At 65.4% G+C, this 16,644-nt stretch carries 15 protein-coding genes, 1 pseudogene and 2 riboswitches; of the genes and pseudogenes, 15 read left to right on the top strand and 1 reads right to left on the bottom strand.

The window, feature by feature from the left end; translation table 11 throughout:
- Window positions 1-297: 297 nt before the first annotated feature.
- Window positions 298-470: riboswitch (M-box (ykoK) riboswitch) on the top strand.
- 301 nt (window positions 471-771) lie between these two features.
- The 9 genes and pseudogenes from G6N08_RS15480 to G6N08_RS15520 all read left to right on the top strand — a co-directional run.
- Window positions 772-1,071 (top strand): PE family protein, encoded by a 300-nt coding sequence (locus tag G6N08_RS15480; protein WP_163758705.1) that lies wholly within the window; start codon window positions 772-774, stop codon window positions 1,069-1,071.
- Window positions 1,072-1,155: 84 nt separating this feature from the next.
- Window positions 1,156-2,499, top strand: coding sequence for a magnesium transporter MgtE N-terminal domain-containing protein (locus G6N08_RS15485; RefSeq protein WP_163758707.1), 1,344 nt, complete (start codon window positions 1,156-1,158; stop codon window positions 2,497-2,499).
- Complete coding sequence (locus G6N08_RS15490; protein WP_163758709.1) at window positions 2,496-4,163, top strand: Nramp family divalent metal transporter; 1,668 nt, start codon at window positions 2,496-2,498, stop codon at window positions 4,161-4,163. Before G6N08_RS15485 ends, G6N08_RS15490 begins: the two co-directional genes overlap by 4 nt.
- 52 nt (window positions 4,164-4,215) lie before the next feature.
- The gene (locus G6N08_RS15495) at window positions 4,216-4,428 is read left to right on the top strand and encodes a hypothetical protein (RefSeq protein ID WP_163758711.1); all 213 of its coding nucleotides are present in this window, start codon (window positions 4,216-4,218) and stop codon (window positions 4,426-4,428) included.
- 362 nt (window positions 4,429-4,790) lie between these two features.
- Window positions 4,791-4,960: riboswitch (M-box (ykoK) riboswitch) on the top strand.
- Window positions 4,961-5,252: 292 nt separating this feature from the next.
- Window positions 5,253-5,396: a hypothetical protein gene (locus tag G6N08_RS15500; RefSeq protein WP_163758713.1), complete on the top strand. Its 144-nt coding sequence runs from the start codon at window positions 5,253-5,255 to the stop codon at window positions 5,394-5,396.
- 21 nt (window positions 5,397-5,417) lie between these two features.
- Window positions 5,418-6,635, top strand: coding sequence for a PPE family protein (locus tag G6N08_RS15505; RefSeq protein WP_163758715.1), 1,218 nt, complete (start codon window positions 5,418-5,420; stop codon window positions 6,633-6,635).
- Between the two features lie 23 nt (window positions 6,636-6,658).
- The gene (locus tag G6N08_RS15510) at window positions 6,659-7,867 is read left to right on the top strand and encodes a PPE family protein (RefSeq protein ID WP_163760718.1); all 1,209 of its coding nucleotides are present in this window, start codon (window positions 6,659-6,661) and stop codon (window positions 7,865-7,867) included.
- Between the two features lie 67 nt (window positions 7,868-7,934).
- On the top strand, window positions 7,935-8,231 hold the full coding sequence (locus tag G6N08_RS15515; protein ID WP_163758717.1) for a WXG100 family type VII secretion target: 297 nt from the start codon (window positions 7,935-7,937) through the stop codon (window positions 8,229-8,231).
- Window positions 8,232-8,355: 124 nt separating this feature from the next.
- Window positions 8,356-8,829: pseudogene (locus tag G6N08_RS15520) on the top strand (GNAT family N-acetyltransferase); the annotation flags it as partial.
- Here the strand turns inward: G6N08_RS15520 and G6N08_RS15525 are convergent.
- The gene (locus G6N08_RS15525; protein WP_163758719.1) at window positions 8,826-9,239 is read right to left on the bottom strand and encodes a F420-dependent biliverdin reductase; all 414 of its coding nucleotides are present in this window, start codon (window positions 9,237-9,239) and stop codon (window positions 8,826-8,828) included. The pseudogene G6N08_RS15520 and the gene G6N08_RS15525 sit on opposite strands and share 4 nt — an antisense overlap.
- Before the next feature lie 35 nt (window positions 9,240-9,274).
- Between G6N08_RS15525 and dprE2 the strand changes: the two genes are divergently transcribed.
- From dprE2 to G6N08_RS15555, 6 genes are all read left to right on the top strand, one after another.
- On the top strand, window positions 9,275-10,024 hold the full coding sequence (dprE2, locus tag G6N08_RS15530; RefSeq protein WP_163758721.1) for a decaprenylphospho-beta-D-erythro-pentofuranosid-2-ulose 2-reductase: 750 nt from the start codon (window positions 9,275-9,277) through the stop codon (window positions 10,022-10,024).
- A gap of 49 nt (window positions 10,025-10,073) precedes the next feature.
- Complete coding sequence (gene cbiE / locus G6N08_RS15535; RefSeq protein ID WP_163758723.1) at window positions 10,074-11,246, top strand: precorrin-6y C5,15-methyltransferase (decarboxylating) subunit CbiE; 1,173 nt, start codon at window positions 10,074-10,076, stop codon at window positions 11,244-11,246.
- Window positions 11,243-12,043, top strand: a complete 801-nt coding sequence (gene cobM / locus G6N08_RS15540) for a precorrin-4 C(11)-methyltransferase (RefSeq protein ID WP_163758725.1) — start codon at window positions 11,243-11,245, stop codon at window positions 12,041-12,043. The genes cbiE and cobM overlap by 4 nt, the downstream gene beginning before the upstream one ends.
- Entirely contained in the window at window positions 12,043-12,786 is a 744-nt protein-coding gene (locus tag G6N08_RS15545; RefSeq protein ID WP_163758727.1) for a cobalt-precorrin-6A reductase, read from the top strand. The genes cobM and G6N08_RS15545 overlap by 1 nt, the downstream gene beginning before the upstream one ends.
- 450 nt (window positions 12,787-13,236) lie before the next feature.
- Entirely contained in the window at window positions 13,237-13,665 is a 429-nt protein-coding gene (locus tag G6N08_RS15550) for an MmpS family transport accessory protein (RefSeq protein ID WP_163758729.1), read from the top strand.
- Window positions 13,662-16,568: an MMPL/RND family transporter gene (locus tag G6N08_RS15555; protein WP_163758731.1), complete on the top strand. Its 2,907-nt coding sequence runs from the start codon at window positions 13,662-13,664 to the stop codon at window positions 16,566-16,568. The genes G6N08_RS15550 and G6N08_RS15555 overlap by 4 nt, the downstream gene beginning before the upstream one ends.
- Window positions 16,569-16,644 lie beyond the last annotated feature (76 nt).

Here is a 16,644-nt window from a genome sequence, read left to right on the forward strand (position 1 = left end):
GTCCGATCGGCACGCTCGGGTCCTGCGCCCCAGAGCAGGCTGGGCCGGCAATCGGATGCCAGATCCACTCCACGTGCGATTTCCCGGTTGGCGGGCCAAGCCGGCTGTCAGCAACGACTCTGCTGCCGTGTGCTTTTGGCGCGACGCGAATCTGCGTGAGCAGCCGGGTCCGCCACTGAGCTGCGATGAGCTCTGCACCCGCCGACATCAAGGCTGTGCACCCCGGTAAGCCAGTTCTGCGTTGTATCCGCGCTGTCGGGTTGACTCCGGCTGGCCTTAGTGCCACCATTGCCGATGCATGCACCTCGCTAGGTGAGGCGTCTGCACGGATACAGGCCACTGACCCCTAACGTCGAGAGACGCCCCGGGTCAGGACAGCTCTTCCCGGCACAAGGGTTGAGCCCAAGTGGCTTCCGGATCCGATCCGGATACGCCGTGCAGTGCCAAAGCTCTGACGAGTGGGGTACCTCATCCGGCTGATCCGCCGGTTGGACCTTGCCCCGTTGTGCAACCTGAGTCCATCCGCGTGTGTCCTGGCCGCGAGGAAGTGAGAGCGAAATGAGTTCCAGTGATCCTCCTTATCGGGGTTCGGTAGCCGTTTCGTTCGAGCCCGAGCCTGGCAACATATCCGTTTTCTGAATCGGCTCGCGTCGCTTCAGATCGTTAATTTCAGTCCACGCTTTGTGGGCTCGCCGAATTTTGTCCTGCCCTGAAAACCGTGAGGCGGTTTCCGCGGATTGCATTGTCTTTTGAATTTGAAAGGGACGCCCGATGTCTTTCGTGACCACACAACCCGAAATGCTGGCCGCGGCAGCCAGCCAGTTACAGGAGATCGGCTCCGCGCTCGCTGCGCAGAACGCGGCTGCTGCGGCCCCGACGGCCGGAGTGGTGCCCGCTGCGGCCGACGAGGTATCCGCAATGACGGCAGCACAATTCGCAGCGCATGCCAAGGCGTATCAGGCCGTCAGCGCACAAGCCACTGCGATCCACAACATGTTTGTGACTATCTTGCGGGTCAGCGCCGACTCCTACGGCGCCACCGAAGTAGCTAACGCGGCGACAGTTCTGTGAACGTTTGGGATACGCGTCTGCCGGATTTTGCCCGGTATTTCTGACCAACACGCAACGCGTGAAAAGCATCGAGAAGGTACCGCCATGAACATGCCAGCTGTCGAACCGTGCGATGTCGGCACCAGCCGCTCAGTCATCCATTTGTCGCAGTTGCTGCGGAGCCCTGTGATGACGCCTTCTGGTGAGGCAGTTGGCCGAGTTGATGACATCATTGTGCGGCTACGCGGCGCGGAGGCTTATCCGTTGGTGACCGGCCTGGTGGCCGGTGTCGGTGGCCGGCAAGTCTTCGTGGGTAGCCAGTCCATCGATTGGTTCGGTCCGGACTGGATAACTTTGAGCCACAATGAGATTGATCTGCGTCGTTTCGAGCGCCGCCCTGGTGAGGTGCTGTTACGCGCCGACGTGCTGGGCTATCGGCTGATCGACGTTCCCGCAGGCAAACTGGTCCACGCCTACGATGTCGAGCTTGAACACAACACAGAAGGCTGGGTGCTCAGGCGGCTGGACACCCGGCGCCCACCACGTCTGTTCGGACTGCTCAAGACTCCCGGCGGTCATCCTGCCCGCGACTGGAAGGCCTTTGAGCCGCTGATCGGGCATAGCTGGTCGATGGCCGTGCGCCGGGTTTCTGGGCGAGTGGCGGCGCTTAAGCCAGCGCAAATCGCCGATCTGCTCGAAGAGGCCGACCAGGCCGAAGGCGGGGAAATCCTGGACCGAGTTCGCTGCCACCCGGAGCTGGAAGCCGACGTTTTCGAGGAACTCGATCCGGACAAGGCCAGCCGACTGCTCGACGACATGCCCGACGACGAGGTGGCCGGCCTCCTCAGCCGGATGCGCGCCGACGACGCCGCCGACGCGATCATCGACCTACGCCAGTCCCGCCGCCGGCGGGTTCTCGATTTGATGCCTGGTCCGCAATGCCTAAAAATCCTGACCCTTTTGGGCTTTAACCCGAATAGCGCGGGGGGATTGATGACGGTCGACTTCGTCTGCTGCGACACGCAAGCCACGGTCGCAGACGCGCTCGCCGTGATCGGCAGTGCGTTGACAATCCAGCCCGAGGCGCTTTTGCAGATGCACGTCCTCAATGATCGGGGTCGGCTGAGCGGTGTGGTTTCACTGGTTGCGTTGGTGCAGTCCCGCCCGATGGATATGGTCGCGACACTGATGGATTCGGATCCAATTCGGGTATCCCCGGACGCCGATCTGGCTGAAGTTGCGATGCTCATGGCCGACTACGACCTGCACACCATCCCTGTCGTCGACGACGAGGACCGAATGCTGGGTGTCGTCACCGTCGATGACGTTCTCAAGATCACTGTTCCCGACGACTGGCGCCGACGGGAAGCCGGCCCATGCCCAATACGGGGATCGCTCTCAGTAACCGAGACTGCGGCCTGCGCCGACACAGGATGTGAGTGGCCGTGACCGCCCTGGACCCCGGTACCGTCGACGCCGCAATACCTGCGCCGCCGCGCACAGCCGTTTTAGACAGCGCCCATGTCGGTGACATCGAGGGTGCCCTGGGCCGGATCAGCATCACTGATATCGAGCGCCCGCGCACCCTCAGGGTCCGCCTGGCAACACTACTGGCGATCATCGGGCCTGGTTTGATCGTGATGGTCGGTGACAACGACGCCGGAGGCGTTGCGACCTATGTCCAGGCCGGGCAAAACTACGGTTACAGCCTGCTGTGGGTGCTGCTGCTGTTGATCCCGGTGCTCATCGTCAACCAGGAGATGGTTGTCCGGCTCGGAGCAGTCACCGGAGTTGGTCACGCGCGGTTGATCAACGAACGTTTCGGCCGGGGCTGGGGCGCCTTCTCAGTCGGTGACCTGTTCCTGCTGAACTTTCTGACCCTCGTCACCGAATTCATCGGCATAACGTTAGCGGCCGACTGTATGGGCATTCCCCGATCGATAGTTGTCCCATTCGCCGCGATCACACTGATCGCAATCATGACTACCGGCAGCTTTCGGCGCTGGGAACGCGCGATGCTGGTGTTCATTGCCATCACCTTGCTGCAGATTCCCATGTTGCTCATGTCCCATCCGGATTGGGGAAATGCAGCGAAATCCTTTGTCACCCCCCGGATTAACGGTGGAGTCACTTCCGACGCAGTGCTACTGATCATCGCGATCGTCGGCACTACAGTCGCCCCCTGGCAACTGTTCTTTCAGCAGTCCAATGTTGTCGACAAACGCATTACGCCGCGTTTCATCAGCTACGAGCGAGCCGACACCACGCTTGGCGCGTTCGTTGTGGCGCTCGGCGCAGCGGCTTTGATGATGACCGGTGACTGGGCCGCTCGCGCTACCCACAGCCGTGGAGGTTTCGTCGACGCCGGTACGCTTGCCCACCTGCTTGGCCAGCATAACCCCATCCTCGGGTCGGTGTTCGCGATCGTGCTGCTCAACGCCTCGATCATCGGCGCTGCGGCGGTTACCCTCTCCACCAGCTACGCGTTCGGAGATGTGTTCGGAACCAAACATTCTCTGCACCGCAGCTTCGCGGACGCCAAACCCTTCTACCTGTCCTACACCGCGATGGTCGTGGCTGCCGCCGTGATCGTACTTATCCCCGGTGCACCTCTCGGTTTGATCACCACCGGTGTGCAAGCGCTAGCCGGGTTGCTGCTGCCCAGCGCGACGGTATTCCTACTGCTGTTATGCAACGATCGGGAAGTCCTGGGCCCCTGGGTAAACCGGCCGTGGCTCAATGCGGTCGCCGGTGTCATTGTCGGGGCGTTGTTGCTGCTCTCGGGAATCTTGATGGCAACAACGATTTTCCCCAAGCTCGACGTGGTCTCTATCGCACGTCATCTGACGGTCGGTCTTGTGGTATGCGCAGCGGTCACTTTTCTGGTTCTGCGCAGCTTCGGCGGTGCACGGCCAAAGCCTCTCATTCCTCACCGCTTTTCGCGCGGCACGGCCGCCACTGATCGTGCCACCTGGCGGATGCCGCCGCTGATCCTGCTGGAACCGGTGACCTGGTCGCTCGGAACCCGGCTGGGCATGCTTGCTTTGCGCGGCTATCTCATTGTCGGCGCGATCTTGCTTGGGGTCAAAGCCGTTCTGATCGGTAGTTCCTGACCCGTGTCGGAAAGCCGAGCCGGTCAGACCTGGCTGGGAAGGAGAAACCACCGTGTTCATCATCCGGCTGCTTAACGGACAGGAAGTGCGCGCAACGGACGGAGATGAAATCTCGATCAACCACGACACCGGCGTGGTGACCGTAACTCGGGTCGAGGGATTCGAGAAGGTGACAACGCACTACTCGCCGTCGGCCTGGGCGATGGTGACGCACCACGTCAAAGACGTCGGCGTGAGGCCCACGTTGATTTCAGCTGCCCGGTAAAACGTTCGGGATGGTCGGTTGCCGCCAGACCGCCCACCGGACTGAGCGGCGGCTGCATCGGCAGCACGCCGCGATGTCGTCGTGGAGTCAATGCGCGTGCCCGCGGCGCCTTGACGCGGACCGACCCAGCCCGGTCAAGAACAGCTCGTGTATTCGCCGGTCGCACTGCGTGACTCCGGTATGCGAGCACCGCGCCGATGTGCGCCCGTTGCCCCAGCGGGTAGCGTTACCGCGGCGGGCGGCCGTGACTGCGCTCGGCTCGCGAGGTATGTGTCGCAGCCACTTCCAGCGAAGAGCACAGCGTCGGAAAACACGATGCGGCTGGGTTGACTTACGCCGTTTTCGGTGTACTGTTGCCGATGCGAGCACCTCGCTAGGTGAGGCGTCTGCGCGGATACAGGCCACTGACCCCTAACGTCGAAAGACGCCCCGGGTCAGGACAGCTCCTCCCGGCCTAAGGGTCGAGCCCAAGTGGCTTCCGGAACACCGGATACGACGTGCAGTGCCAAAGCTCTGACGAGAGAGGTGCGCATCTGACCCGTTCTGGTTAGGTGACTCCACCTCGCTGTGCACTGGATTATCGTCCCCTGTGCGCCCTGGCCGTGAGGAGGTGAGAGCGGGATGAGTCCCGGTGATAGTTCTTATCCGAGGCCGATGACCATTTCGTTCGTATCCGGCCCCGGCATCACTACCGCCATCTGAATCGACCTGCGTCGCGGCGGTTAAACATCCGCGAATGTTGGCCTGCGGTACGGCCGTTGGGGTGGCGCATCGATGCGGCTTGTAGCCCTGGATTCGACTTGTATTGCTTTTAAGGAGAGTTGATGTCGTTCAGCACTATTCCGCAAATGGTCAGCGCGGCAGCAAGCAGCGTGCGGAATCTCGAGCCGGCCCTGCAGAATGCACCCTCGGCTGGCCTGGACGCGTGGGAGGAGTCGGTTGCGGCCAACACGGTGGCGGCGCTGTGAGCGTCTGGAGGGTTCATCGTGATGGATTTTGCTGCGCTGCCGCCGGAAATTAATTCGGCCCGCATGTATTCCGGTCCCGGATCGGGACCAATGCTAGCGGCCGCAGCTGGCTGGCGCGAGCTGGCCAGTGAGCTGCGATCGGCGGCGGCCTCATATGCTTCGGTGATTTCGGGGTTGACCACCAGCAGCTGGCGGGGTCCGGCATCGGCGTCGATGGCCGCCGCGGCCGCGCCGTTTGTGGGGTGGATGAACACGACCGCCACCCAGGCTGAGCAGACTGCGGCGCAGGCGCAGTCGGCAGCCGCCGCCTACGAGGCTGCGTTCGCCGCGACAGTGCCGCCGGCAGCGGTCGCGGCCAACCGGGCCCAGTTGGCCGCGCTGGTGGCCACCAACGTGTTGGGGCAAAACACCCCGGCGATTGCAGCCACCGAAGCCCAATACGCCGAGATGTGGGCCCAGGACGCCGCGGCCATGTACGGCTATGCCAGCGCCTCGACGGCGGCGACTCAGCTGACGCCGTTTAGTGCGCCGCAGCCGACCACCACAGCTGCCGCTGCCGGTGGACAAGCCGCTGCCGTGGCTCAAGCCGCCGCCGGCTCGGCAGCCAGCTCAAGCGGTGGCACGTCGGTGTTTTCGGGGCTCTCGTCGCTGCTGGGAGGGACTGCCACGTCGACTGCGTCATCGTCGGGGCTCTCGAACCTGGAGTCGCTGCTGACTGGGGCGCTCAGTGGGTCGAACAACTCGGCGGTCGGAACGTTCTTGAGCGGCAACTTCTTCAGCACGATGGTGGTCAATGGAGCGCTTGCGGGCGGGCCGTTCAACCCGCAGTTCATCATCATGTCGACGGTGGCCACCATCAACGCGATGAAGGCCATGAGCGGGATGCAGGGCGCCGCCGGAGGCGGATTGTTACCGAGCCTGGGTGGCCTGCTGGGCCTGCCCGGTGGTGGGGTACCGGCGGCCAGCTTGCCGGGCCTGGGTGCGGTGTCAGCCGGCCTGGGCCACGGGGGGCAGCTGGGAGCGTTGTCGGTGCCGCCGGGTTGGGCCGCGCTGGCGCCGCACAGCCCGCTGAGCTCAGCACTGGGTGGCACTCCGCTGAGCGGGCCACCGGGTTCGTCAACAGGTGGCCCGGGAGGCGTCGCGTCGCCGCTGGCCCATGCCGTGGGGCGTCTGCGCCGCCCGATTCCAAAATATGGCTTTCGCCCGTTGGTGATGCCGCGCCCGCCGGCTGCCGGATAACCCACTGAGACGGAGACGCTGTGATGATCGACTTTGCGATGTTGCCGCCGGAGATCAATTCGGCCCGTATGTATTCCGGACCCGGCGCGGCACCTATGCTGGCCGCGGCATCCGGCTGGAGCAAGTTGGCGGCCGACCTGCGGTCGGCGGCGTCCTCATATGCTTCGGTGATTTCGGCATTGACCACCAGCAGCTGGCTAGGTCCGGCGTCGGCGTCGATGGCCGCTGCGGCCGCGCCGTTTGTGGGATGGATGAACACGACCGCCACCCAGGCTGAGCAGACTGCGGCGCAGGCGCAATCGGCGGCGAACGCTTATGAGTCGGCGTATGCCGCCACCGTGCCCCCGGCGATGATCGCGGCCAACCGCGCCCAGTTGGCCGCGCTGCAGGCCACCAACGTGTTGGGCCAGAACGCCCCGGCAATCGCGGCCACCGAGGCCGAATACGAACAGATGTGGGCCCAGGACGCCGCGGCCATGTACGGTTATGCCAGCGCCTCGACGGCGGCGACTCAGCTGACGCCGTTTACCGCGCCGCCGCAGACCACCACCGGTCTGGCCGCCGCAGCCAGCATGCCCGCGGCCGCGGCAGCCCAGGCCACGAACTCTGCCGCCGGCAGCGCGTCCACCAGCACAGGACTTCTCTCGTGGCTTGGGCTCTCACCCGGTTCGGACACCTCCACCACGGGACTGGCCGGTGTGCTCAATTACCTCGACGGGAACAACGGATCACTGCTTGGCAGCTACCTCAACGACGCCACGGTCTCCAACTTCAGCAACGCAATGACCACCAGCGGGTTGACCAACCCCAATACGATGCTCGACTCGGCGGTGGCGCTGACGTATCTGTTGCCTGCCATGGCTGCCTCCCACGGCCAAGCGTTATCCACCATGCCGCTGAACGCCGGCCTCGGGCTGGCTCCGGCCGCAACAGCATTGGGCCCGACGGTGTCGGCGGGGATGGGGCAGGCGGCCCCACTGGGGGTGTTGTCGGTACCGCAAGGCTGGGCCGCCGGCGCACCGGCATTCACCAAGATCGCCTCGGAGCTGCCGGGTGCCGGCAGCCTGAGCCGCGCGCTCGGCGCCACCCCCATGGCGGCCCCCGATACTTCGGTGGGCATGCCCGGCCTACCCCTGGGTGGCACAGCAGCCATGGCCGCTCACCAACTCGAAGAAGAACCGATTTACGGATTTCGTCCCGTCGTGATGGCACGTCCTCCAGCCGCGGGTTAGCGACCGGGAATGCCTGGTGACACAGCCTAATCCAGTGCAGTCACTACGTCACGAGAAGGAGTACGTCATGCCCACCCGATTTATGACCGACCCGAATGCTATGCGTGACATGGCGGGTCGTTTTGATACGCACGCTCAGGCCGTGGAGGACGAGGCCCGCAAGATGTGGGCGTCGTCGGTCAACATCGCCGGCGCCGGGTGGAGCGGTTCGGCGCAGAGCACCTCTTATGACACGATGGCTCAGATGCACCAGGCGTTTCGCAACATCGTCACGATGCTGCATGGGGTGCGTGACGGGCTGATTCGTGACGCCGGCAACTACGAGGCCCAAGAACAGGCCTCTCAGCAGGCGCTGAGCAGCTAACCGGCCCGAGGGCAACGGCAATGACAATCAACGAGCACTTCGGTGGCATCGGCACGCACGGAGCCACGAACCGCGTGGCGGCGGCCGGCGCTGGCGGCCGGGCACCAGGCCATCCTGCGTGATGCGCCTCACCAGGGATTCGCGCCACAAGATCGCTGGCGAGCTCGACGACCTGAACGCCCAGCTGACCTTCACCCGCCGGGAGCGGCCGGCCAGTTCGGGCGACACCCTGATACTTCGCCCCTTCGCCGGCGAGGCTGACCGCGAGATCTTCGCCGCGCGCACCCGGGACACCGGAACCGCCGGCGACGGGACAGGCGGGCCGGTCGGCGACCTCGACGACGAGATCCGCGCAGCGCTGGCCCGAATCCACGCCGAGGAAGCCGCCTGGTTCGTCGCCGTCGACGGCACCCAGAAGGTCGGAATGGTGTTCGGCGAACTCGTCGGACACGAAGTTCACGTCCGGATCTGGATTCACCCCGACCACCGGCACAAAGGCTACGGCACCGCCGCACTGGCCAAGTCGCGACCGGAGATGGCAGCGTATTTCCCCGCGGTGCCGCTGGTCATCCGCGCACCCGGCGCCAGGCCGTCCTAGTCGTCGCCGCGGTCGAGCAGATCAGCGGATCCCAACACCCGCTCGATGTGCACCTCGATGACCACCCGGCGCGGATTGGGCCGCGGGGTGCGGTAACGCTGGGCGTAGCGCAGTTCCGCGTCCCGCACGGCGTCGATATCGCTGTTGACCCGGGCCCGCCCCTCCAACGACAGCCAGCGGGCGCCGTCGACCTGGCTGAGCACCGCGATCCCGCCGCGCTCGGCGTTGACGGCCTTTTGTGAGCCGCCGGTGGTGATGACCCGCGCGATATGGGTCTTGGGGTCAAACGTGAAACCCACCGCCACCACGTGCGGCGAATTGTCGGCGCGTAGCGTCGTCAGCATGGCGAGATGGCGTTCGCTGAGGAACGCCAGCGCATCATTGGTGAGCCGGGTAGTGGTCTTGGCCATCATCGCTCACGCTAGCGCAGGCGATAATCGCAGCCGTGAAGGACACGGGTCGTGGTCCGGTGGTGATTTTCGGCGGCCGCAGTCAGATCGGCACCGAACTCGCGCTGCGGCTGGCGCCCGGCGCCACGGTGGTGCTCGCGGCGCGCAATGCCGACCGGCTCGGCGAGCAGGTGGCGACGGTGCGCGCGGCCGGGGCGACCGCGGTGTTCACCCGCGAGTTCGACGCCGATGCTCTGGAATCGCACGGCGCGCTGGTCGACTCGATCATCGCCGAGCACGGGCCCATCGACATCGCGGTGCTGGCCTTCGGGATTCTCGGTGATCAGGCCCGCGCCGAGACCGACGCCGCGCACGCGGTGGCCATCGTGCACACCGACTACGTCGCCCATGTCAGCCTGCTCACCCATCTTGGCGCGGCGATGCGGGCCGCGGGCCGCGGATCGCTGGTGGTGTTCTCCTCGGTGGCCGGGGTGCGGGTGCGCCGGGCGAACTACGTGTACGGCTCGGCCAAGGCCGGCCTGGACGGCTTCGCCAGCGGATTGGCCGATGCGCTCGCCGGCACCGGAGTGCAGGTGCTGATCGTGCGGCCGGGTTTTGTCATCGGCCGCATGACACAGGGTATGAGGCCCGCACCGCTGGCCAGCACACCGGCGCAGGTGGCCGCGGCGGCCGCGCGCGCACTGGCCAGGGGCCGGCGCACAGTGTGGGTTCCCGGGGCGCTGCATCCGCTGTTCATCGGGATGCGGTTGCTGCCGCAGTTCATCTGGCGGCGGATGCCGCGATGACCCGCGCCCGTTGCGACACACAGCACAGTGCTGAGGAGAAGCGGCGCCGATGATCGTCGTGGTCGGGATCGGCGCCGACGGGATGCCGGGCTTATCGGAGGTGTCGCGCTCCGAATTACGCCGCGCCACAGTGATTTACGGGTCACGCAGGCAACTGGGCCTGCTCGACGATACGGTGGGCGCGGCACGTCGGGAGTGGCCCTCCCCGCTGCTGCCCGCTGTGAACGGCCTGCTCGAGCACCCGGCTGACGTGCATGTGCTGGCCAGCGGCGACCCGCTGCTGCATGGTATCGGGACGACACTGATCCGGATGTTCGGGTGCGAGCGGGTGCGGGTGCTGCCGCACGTGTCGGCAGTCTCGCTGGCGTGCGCGCGGTTGGGCTGGGCGGTCCAGGACACCGATGTGATCAGCCTGGTCAGCACACCCCCGCACACCGCTGTGCGCCGCGGCGGCCAGGCGATCGTGCTGTCTCGCAGCGGCGAATCTCCGGCCGCGGTGGCGCGGCTGCTCGTCGAACAGGGGCGGGGGGACTCCGAGTTCAGCGTGCTCGAACAACTCGGCGGCCCCGGGGAGCGTTGCTGGCGCGGCACGGCCCGCGATTACGCGGCTCAAGCACCCGCCGAGGTCGACGACCTCAACGTCATCGCGGTGCGCTACCTGCCCGACCAGCGGGTGTCGCCGGTGCCCGACGACGCGCTCGTCCACGACGGGCAGATCACCAAGTCGGGCATCCGCGCCGTGACGCTGTCGGTGCTGGCGCCGCGGCCCGGGGAACGGTTGTGGGATGTCGGCGCGGGCGCGGGCAGCATCGCTGTCGAATGGTGCCGGAGTTGGCGGGGCTGTACCGCCGTGGCATTCGAACGCGACGAACGCCGCCGCCGCAATATCGGGTCCAATGCGGCCGCGTTTGGGCTGGACATCGAACTGCGCGGCGAGGCACCGGAAGCGTTCGACGGTGCTCCGGCACCGTCGGTCATATTCATCGGGGGTGGCCTCACCCGGCCGGGTCTGCTCGAAGCATGTCTGGACCATCTGCCCGGCGGTGGGCGCCTGGTCGCCAACGCTGTCACAGCAGAATCCGAAGTTGTTCTGGTGCAAGCATATTCGCGGATAGGCGGAAAGTTGCGACGGTTCCAGCATTACCAGGGTGAGCCGCTGGGCACCTTTACCGGTTGGCGTCCGCAGCTGCCGGTTACCCAGTGGGAGGTGAGCAAACAGTGACGGTGTATTTCATCGGTGCAGGTCCCGGCGCCGCCGACTTGATCACGGTGCGGGGCCGGCGGCTGCTCAGCACCTGCCCGGTCTGTTTGTACGCCGGATCGATCATGCCCGACGATCTGCTGGCCTGCTGCCCGCCGCACGCCCGGGTTGTCGACACCGGTTCGCTGACCCTGGAGCAGATCATCACCGAGATCGCCGACGCCGACGCCGCCGGTCACAACGTGGCGCGGCTGCATTCCGGTGACCCGTCGCTGTACAGCGCGCTGGCCGAACAGTGCCGCCGGTTAAACGCGCTGGGTATCGACTACGAAATCGTGCCCGGCGTACCGGCTTTCGCGGCTGCGGCCGCTGCGTTACAGCGTGAGCTCACCGTGCCGGGGGTGGCGCAGACGGTGACGCTGACCCGGGTGGCGACGCTGTCGACACCCATGCCGCCCGGCGAAGACCTCACCGCGCTGGCCCGATCCGGCGGCACCCTGGTGCTGCACCTGGCGGCCGCGCAGATCGACAGCGCCGTACCGCAGCTGCTGGCCGGCGGATACCAGCCCGAAACACCAACGGCGGTGGTGGCTTTCGCCAGCTGGCCGCAGCAGACTGTGCTGCGCGGCACGCTGGCCGATATCGTGCAACAGGTTCACGACGCCGGTATCACCAAAACCGCCGTCATCATCGTCGGCGAGGTGCTGGCCGCTGAGGGATTCACCGACAGCTACCTGTATTCGGCGGCCCGGCGCCGCCGCGCCCGGTCCGATCACCCGGCCCCCGCCCGGCCCGCGTTCCCGCGGGAGGGGCACTGATGCGGGTGCTGCTGCTGGGCGGCACCGGCGAAGCCCGGGCGTTGGCCGCACGGCTGCACCCGCAGGTCGACCTGGTCAGCTCGCTGGCCGGGCGGGTGCCGCGTCCGGCGCTGCCGGCCGGGGCGGTGCGCATCGGCGGGTTCGGCGGCGTCGACGGGCTGCGGCGCTGGCTGCGCGACGAGCAGATCGGCGCCGTCGTCGACGCCACCCATCCGTTCGCGCAAACCATCACGGCGCACGCCGCCGAGGCGTGCGCCGACCTGGGGCTGCCCTACCTGGTGCTGGCCCGGCCCGCGTGGGACCCCGGCGACGCGATCGTGGTGACATCCGACCGAGAAGCAGCGAAGACCGTTGCTGTCCAGGGGTTTTCCCGGGTGTTTCTCACCACAGGCAGATCGGGTGTCGGCGCGTTCGCCGACAGCGACGCGTGGTTTTTGATCCGGGCGGTCACCGCGCCGGACCCCGCCGTCTTGCCGCGCCGGCACCAGCTGGTGCTCTCCCGCGGACCGTATCACTACGACGGGGAATACGCGCTGCTGGCGGAACACCGCATCGACGCGCTGGTGACCAAAAACAGCGGCGGCGAGATGACACGCGCCAAGCTCGACGCGGCCGCGGCGCTGCAGATCCCCGTCGTGATGGTCAGCCGCCCGCCGCTGCCGGCGGGTGTGACGACGGCGAGCACCGTCGAGGAAGCGGTCGCGTGGGTGGCCAACGCTTCGGGGTGTCATCGGCGCCGGTAGTCACCGACGCCGTTGTGCAATCACGGCTTTCGGCCCGCCTCGGCGGTGATCGGTCTTGGCGCGCACCGCGACCGTTCGGATACATGGCCGGCGGGTGCTGGCCGGCGTCCCGGCCCGCCCCGCGAACCCGCGCACGCCTGTCATACCGGCCCGCTTCCCGCAGAATACCGGGTAGGGTATATATCGTTTGTCGGAACAATGCGGCCGTGACGGGCCGCGAGGCCGTCATTGCGTGGTCATAAGGAGTAGGGGAGACATGCCAGCAGCAGCGTTGGCCGCCGCGCCTTGCGCCGGTGGGGTGTCCGGGCGGGCGGCTCGGGGGTATACCCGTACCGGCACACCCTCCCGAAACCCATTTCCGTCGGGGGCGAGCTTTCCTGTTCGGCGCGGCGGTGCGGGCATGAAACGATGGAGCGGCTCGCACGAGGCCGCTGGCGGAGGGAACGTCAGATGTTGACCATGCTCAAGCGGACGTGGGTGCCGCTGGTCGTCATCGTTGTCGTCGCTATTGGCGGTATCGCCGTCAACCGGCTGCGTGGCGTTTTCGGTTCCGATGAGATTTTCACCTCGACCGGCACCGCGGAGAGGATCGTGAATTTCAACCCTAAACGCGTGACCTACGAGGTGTTCGGGCCCGCCGACACGGCGGGAAGTGTCAGCTACTTGAACAAGTTGGCGGAGCCCGAGCAGGCCACCTTCACCAGCCTGCCCTGGACCTACACCCTCACCACGACGATACCGACCGTGGTCGCCGATGTGGTGGCCCAAGGCAACAGCGACAGCATCGGCTGTCGCATCACCGTGAACGGTGAGGTGAAGGACGAGCATGTCATCCGGGAGCACCACGCCCAGGCCTTCTGCCTGGTGAAAGCCGCATGAGCGCCGACGACGGCACCCGCCCGGTCTTCATGCGGGCGGTGCGGACGTTCGCGGTGCCGATCATTCTGGCGTGGTTGCTGCTGACGCTGGCGGTGAACCTGCTGGTACCGCCGATCGAGGTGGTCGCGAGACAGCACGCGGTGACCATGTCACCGCAGGATGCCCCGGCGATGATCGCCGCGAAACGCATCGGCAAGAAATTTCACGAGTTCGATTCGGACAACCTGGTGATGGTCGTCCTGATCGGTGATAAAGAACTCGGCACCGAGGCTCACCGCTACTACGACGGCTTGGTGAAAAAGCTGGAGGCAGACACCACGCACGTCCAGCATGTCCAAAACTTGTGGGCAGACCGCATCACTGCCGCCGGTGTCCAAAGCAGCGACGGTAAAGCCGCCTACGTCCAGCTCAACATCGCCGGCGATCAGGGCAGCACCCTGGGAAACCAGTCCGTCAACGCGGTGCGGACGATTGTCGACAGATCCCCGCCGCCGCCCGGGATCAAGGCATACGTCACCGGTCCGGGTGCCCTCACGACGGATATGAACGAGGCCGCCGACAAAAGCATGTTCAAAATGATGGGCGTGACCGGCGTGGTCATTATGATCATGCTCTTCATCGTTTATCGCTCCCTCAGCACCGTGCTTCTGGTTCTCGTGATGGTCGGTTTCGAGATGGGCACGGCCCGGGGGATCGTCGCGATTCTCGGAAATTACAATCTCCTGGGATTTTCGACGTTCGTGGTGGCCATGCTGTCGTCACTGGCGATCGCGGCCGGAACGGATTACGCGATATTCCTGATCGGCCGCTACCACGAGGCGCGCCAGGCCGGTCAAGATCGGGAAACAGCGTATTACACGATGTTCCGGGGAACCTACCATGTCATCTTGGGCTCGGGGCTGACAATTGCCGGAGCATCGTTTTGCCTGCACTTCGCGCGGCTGGCCTACTTCAGTGCTCTGGGTATTCCGTCCGCACTGGGGCTGCTCGTCGTTATCGCCGGGGCGCTGACCGTTGCGCCCGCCGTGGTCGCCGTGGCCACGCGGTTCGGCCTGCTCGACCCGAAACGGATGATCAAGGCTCGCGGGTGGCGTCGGGTCGGCACCGCGGCGGTCCGCTGGCCAGCGCCGATCTTCGTGGCCTCCTTGCTGATCGCTTTGGTCGGGGTGGTGCTCATGCCGGGCATGAGGATCAGCTTCGACGATCGCTTCTACATTCCCGCCCGGTTCCCATCCAATATCGGATACACGGCGGCCGAGCAGCATTTCAGCGCCGCCAGGCTGAACCCTGACATTCTCATGATCGACGCCGATCACGACATGCGGAATTCAAGCGACATGATCATCTTGGACCGGATCGCCAAGGATATCTTCCGTACACCCGGTATTGCCAGAATACAAAGCATCACCAGGCCGCTGGGAAGCCCGATCGAACATACCTCGATACCGTTCCAGGTCAGCATGCAGGCGATTCCGATTCAAGAAAACCTGCAGTTCATGAAGGACCGGATGGCCGATATGCTCAAAATGAGCGACGACCTGGGTGTCATGATCGGGTCGATGGAGCGGTTGCAGGATTTGATGCGCCAGATGACCGACACGACTCATCACATGAATATCGACATGAAAGAGCTCAAAGCCACCGTCGACGAGATGAGAGATCATCTGGCGGATTTCGATGATTTCGCCAGGCCGCTGCACGGTTATGTTTTCTGGGAAAAACACTGTTTCAACATCCCGATCTGCTGGGCGACGAGATCACTATTCGACGCGCTCGACGATGTCGACAAATTCAGTGCAGACATGGACGCGCTGCTGAAGGACATGGATCATTTCGATGCGGTGCTGCCGAAAATGCTCGCAGAGTTTCCGCCGATTATCGCGGTCACGAAGGCCATGCGCGGCAGCCTTCTCACCATGCACAGCAGTTTCGCGGGGCTGGTCAACCAGATGGCGCGCATGACAGACACCGCCAGTGCGATGGGCGAGGCGTTTGACTCCGCAAAGACCGGTGACTACTTCTATCTGCCGCCGGAGGCGTTCGACAATCCCGACTTCCAGAAAGGGCTCAAGCTCTTCCTGTCCCCCGACGGTAAAGCGGCGCGCTTCATCATCACCCACACCGCAGACCCGGCCACGCCCAAGGGCATCGCCGCGGTCAAGCCCGAACTCCTCGCCGCCCGGGAAGCCGTGAAGGGGACGCCGCTGGCCGACGGCAAGTTCTATCTGACCGGGACAGCGGCGGTGTACAACGACATACAAACCGGAATGAGATACGACCTGGCCATCGTGGGAATAGGGGCGCTGACACTGATTTTCGTCGTCATGGTGATGATCACCCGCGCCCTGGTCGCCTCCCTGGTGATCGTCGGCACGGTGCTGGTGTCGCTGGGGGCCGCCTTCGGGCTCTCGGTGCTGGCGTGGCAATACCTGGTCGGCTCGGACCTGAACTGGATCGCGCCGGTGTTCGGGTTGATCATCCTGCTGGCCGTCGGATCCGACTACAACCTGCTGTTGGTATCGCGGTTCCAGGAGGAGATCAGCGCGGGATTACGGACCGGCATTATCCGCTCCGTGGGCGAAACCGGTCAGGTGGTCACCGCGGCGGGCCTGGTGTTCGCGTTCACCATGATGTCCATGGTCGCCAGCGACGTGCGCTCCATCGGCCAGGCCGGCAGCACGATCGGCCTCGGCCTGCTGTTCGACACCCTGGTCGTGCGCTCGCTGATGACACCGTCGATTGCGGCGCTGCTGGGGCGCTGGTTCTGGTGGCCGCAACGGGTGCGCCGCCGCCCGGCCAGCTATCTGCTGCGGGCCTTCGGACCGCGACGGCTGGTCCGTTCCCTGCTGCTAAGGGAGGATTCGGAGGCGGTGACCGACAGGCTCCAGGGGGTGTCCAGCTAGGACGCTGCTCCGCAAGGAATGCCACATGCGGCCGTCACCAGGATATTCACCAGGGCATATCGCCTCGCTGCCCCGC

It is taken from the genome of Mycobacterium botniense (genome assembly GCF_010723305.1).
Lineage (GTDB): Bacteria > Actinomycetota > Actinomycetes > Mycobacteriales > Mycobacteriaceae > Mycobacterium > Mycobacterium botniense.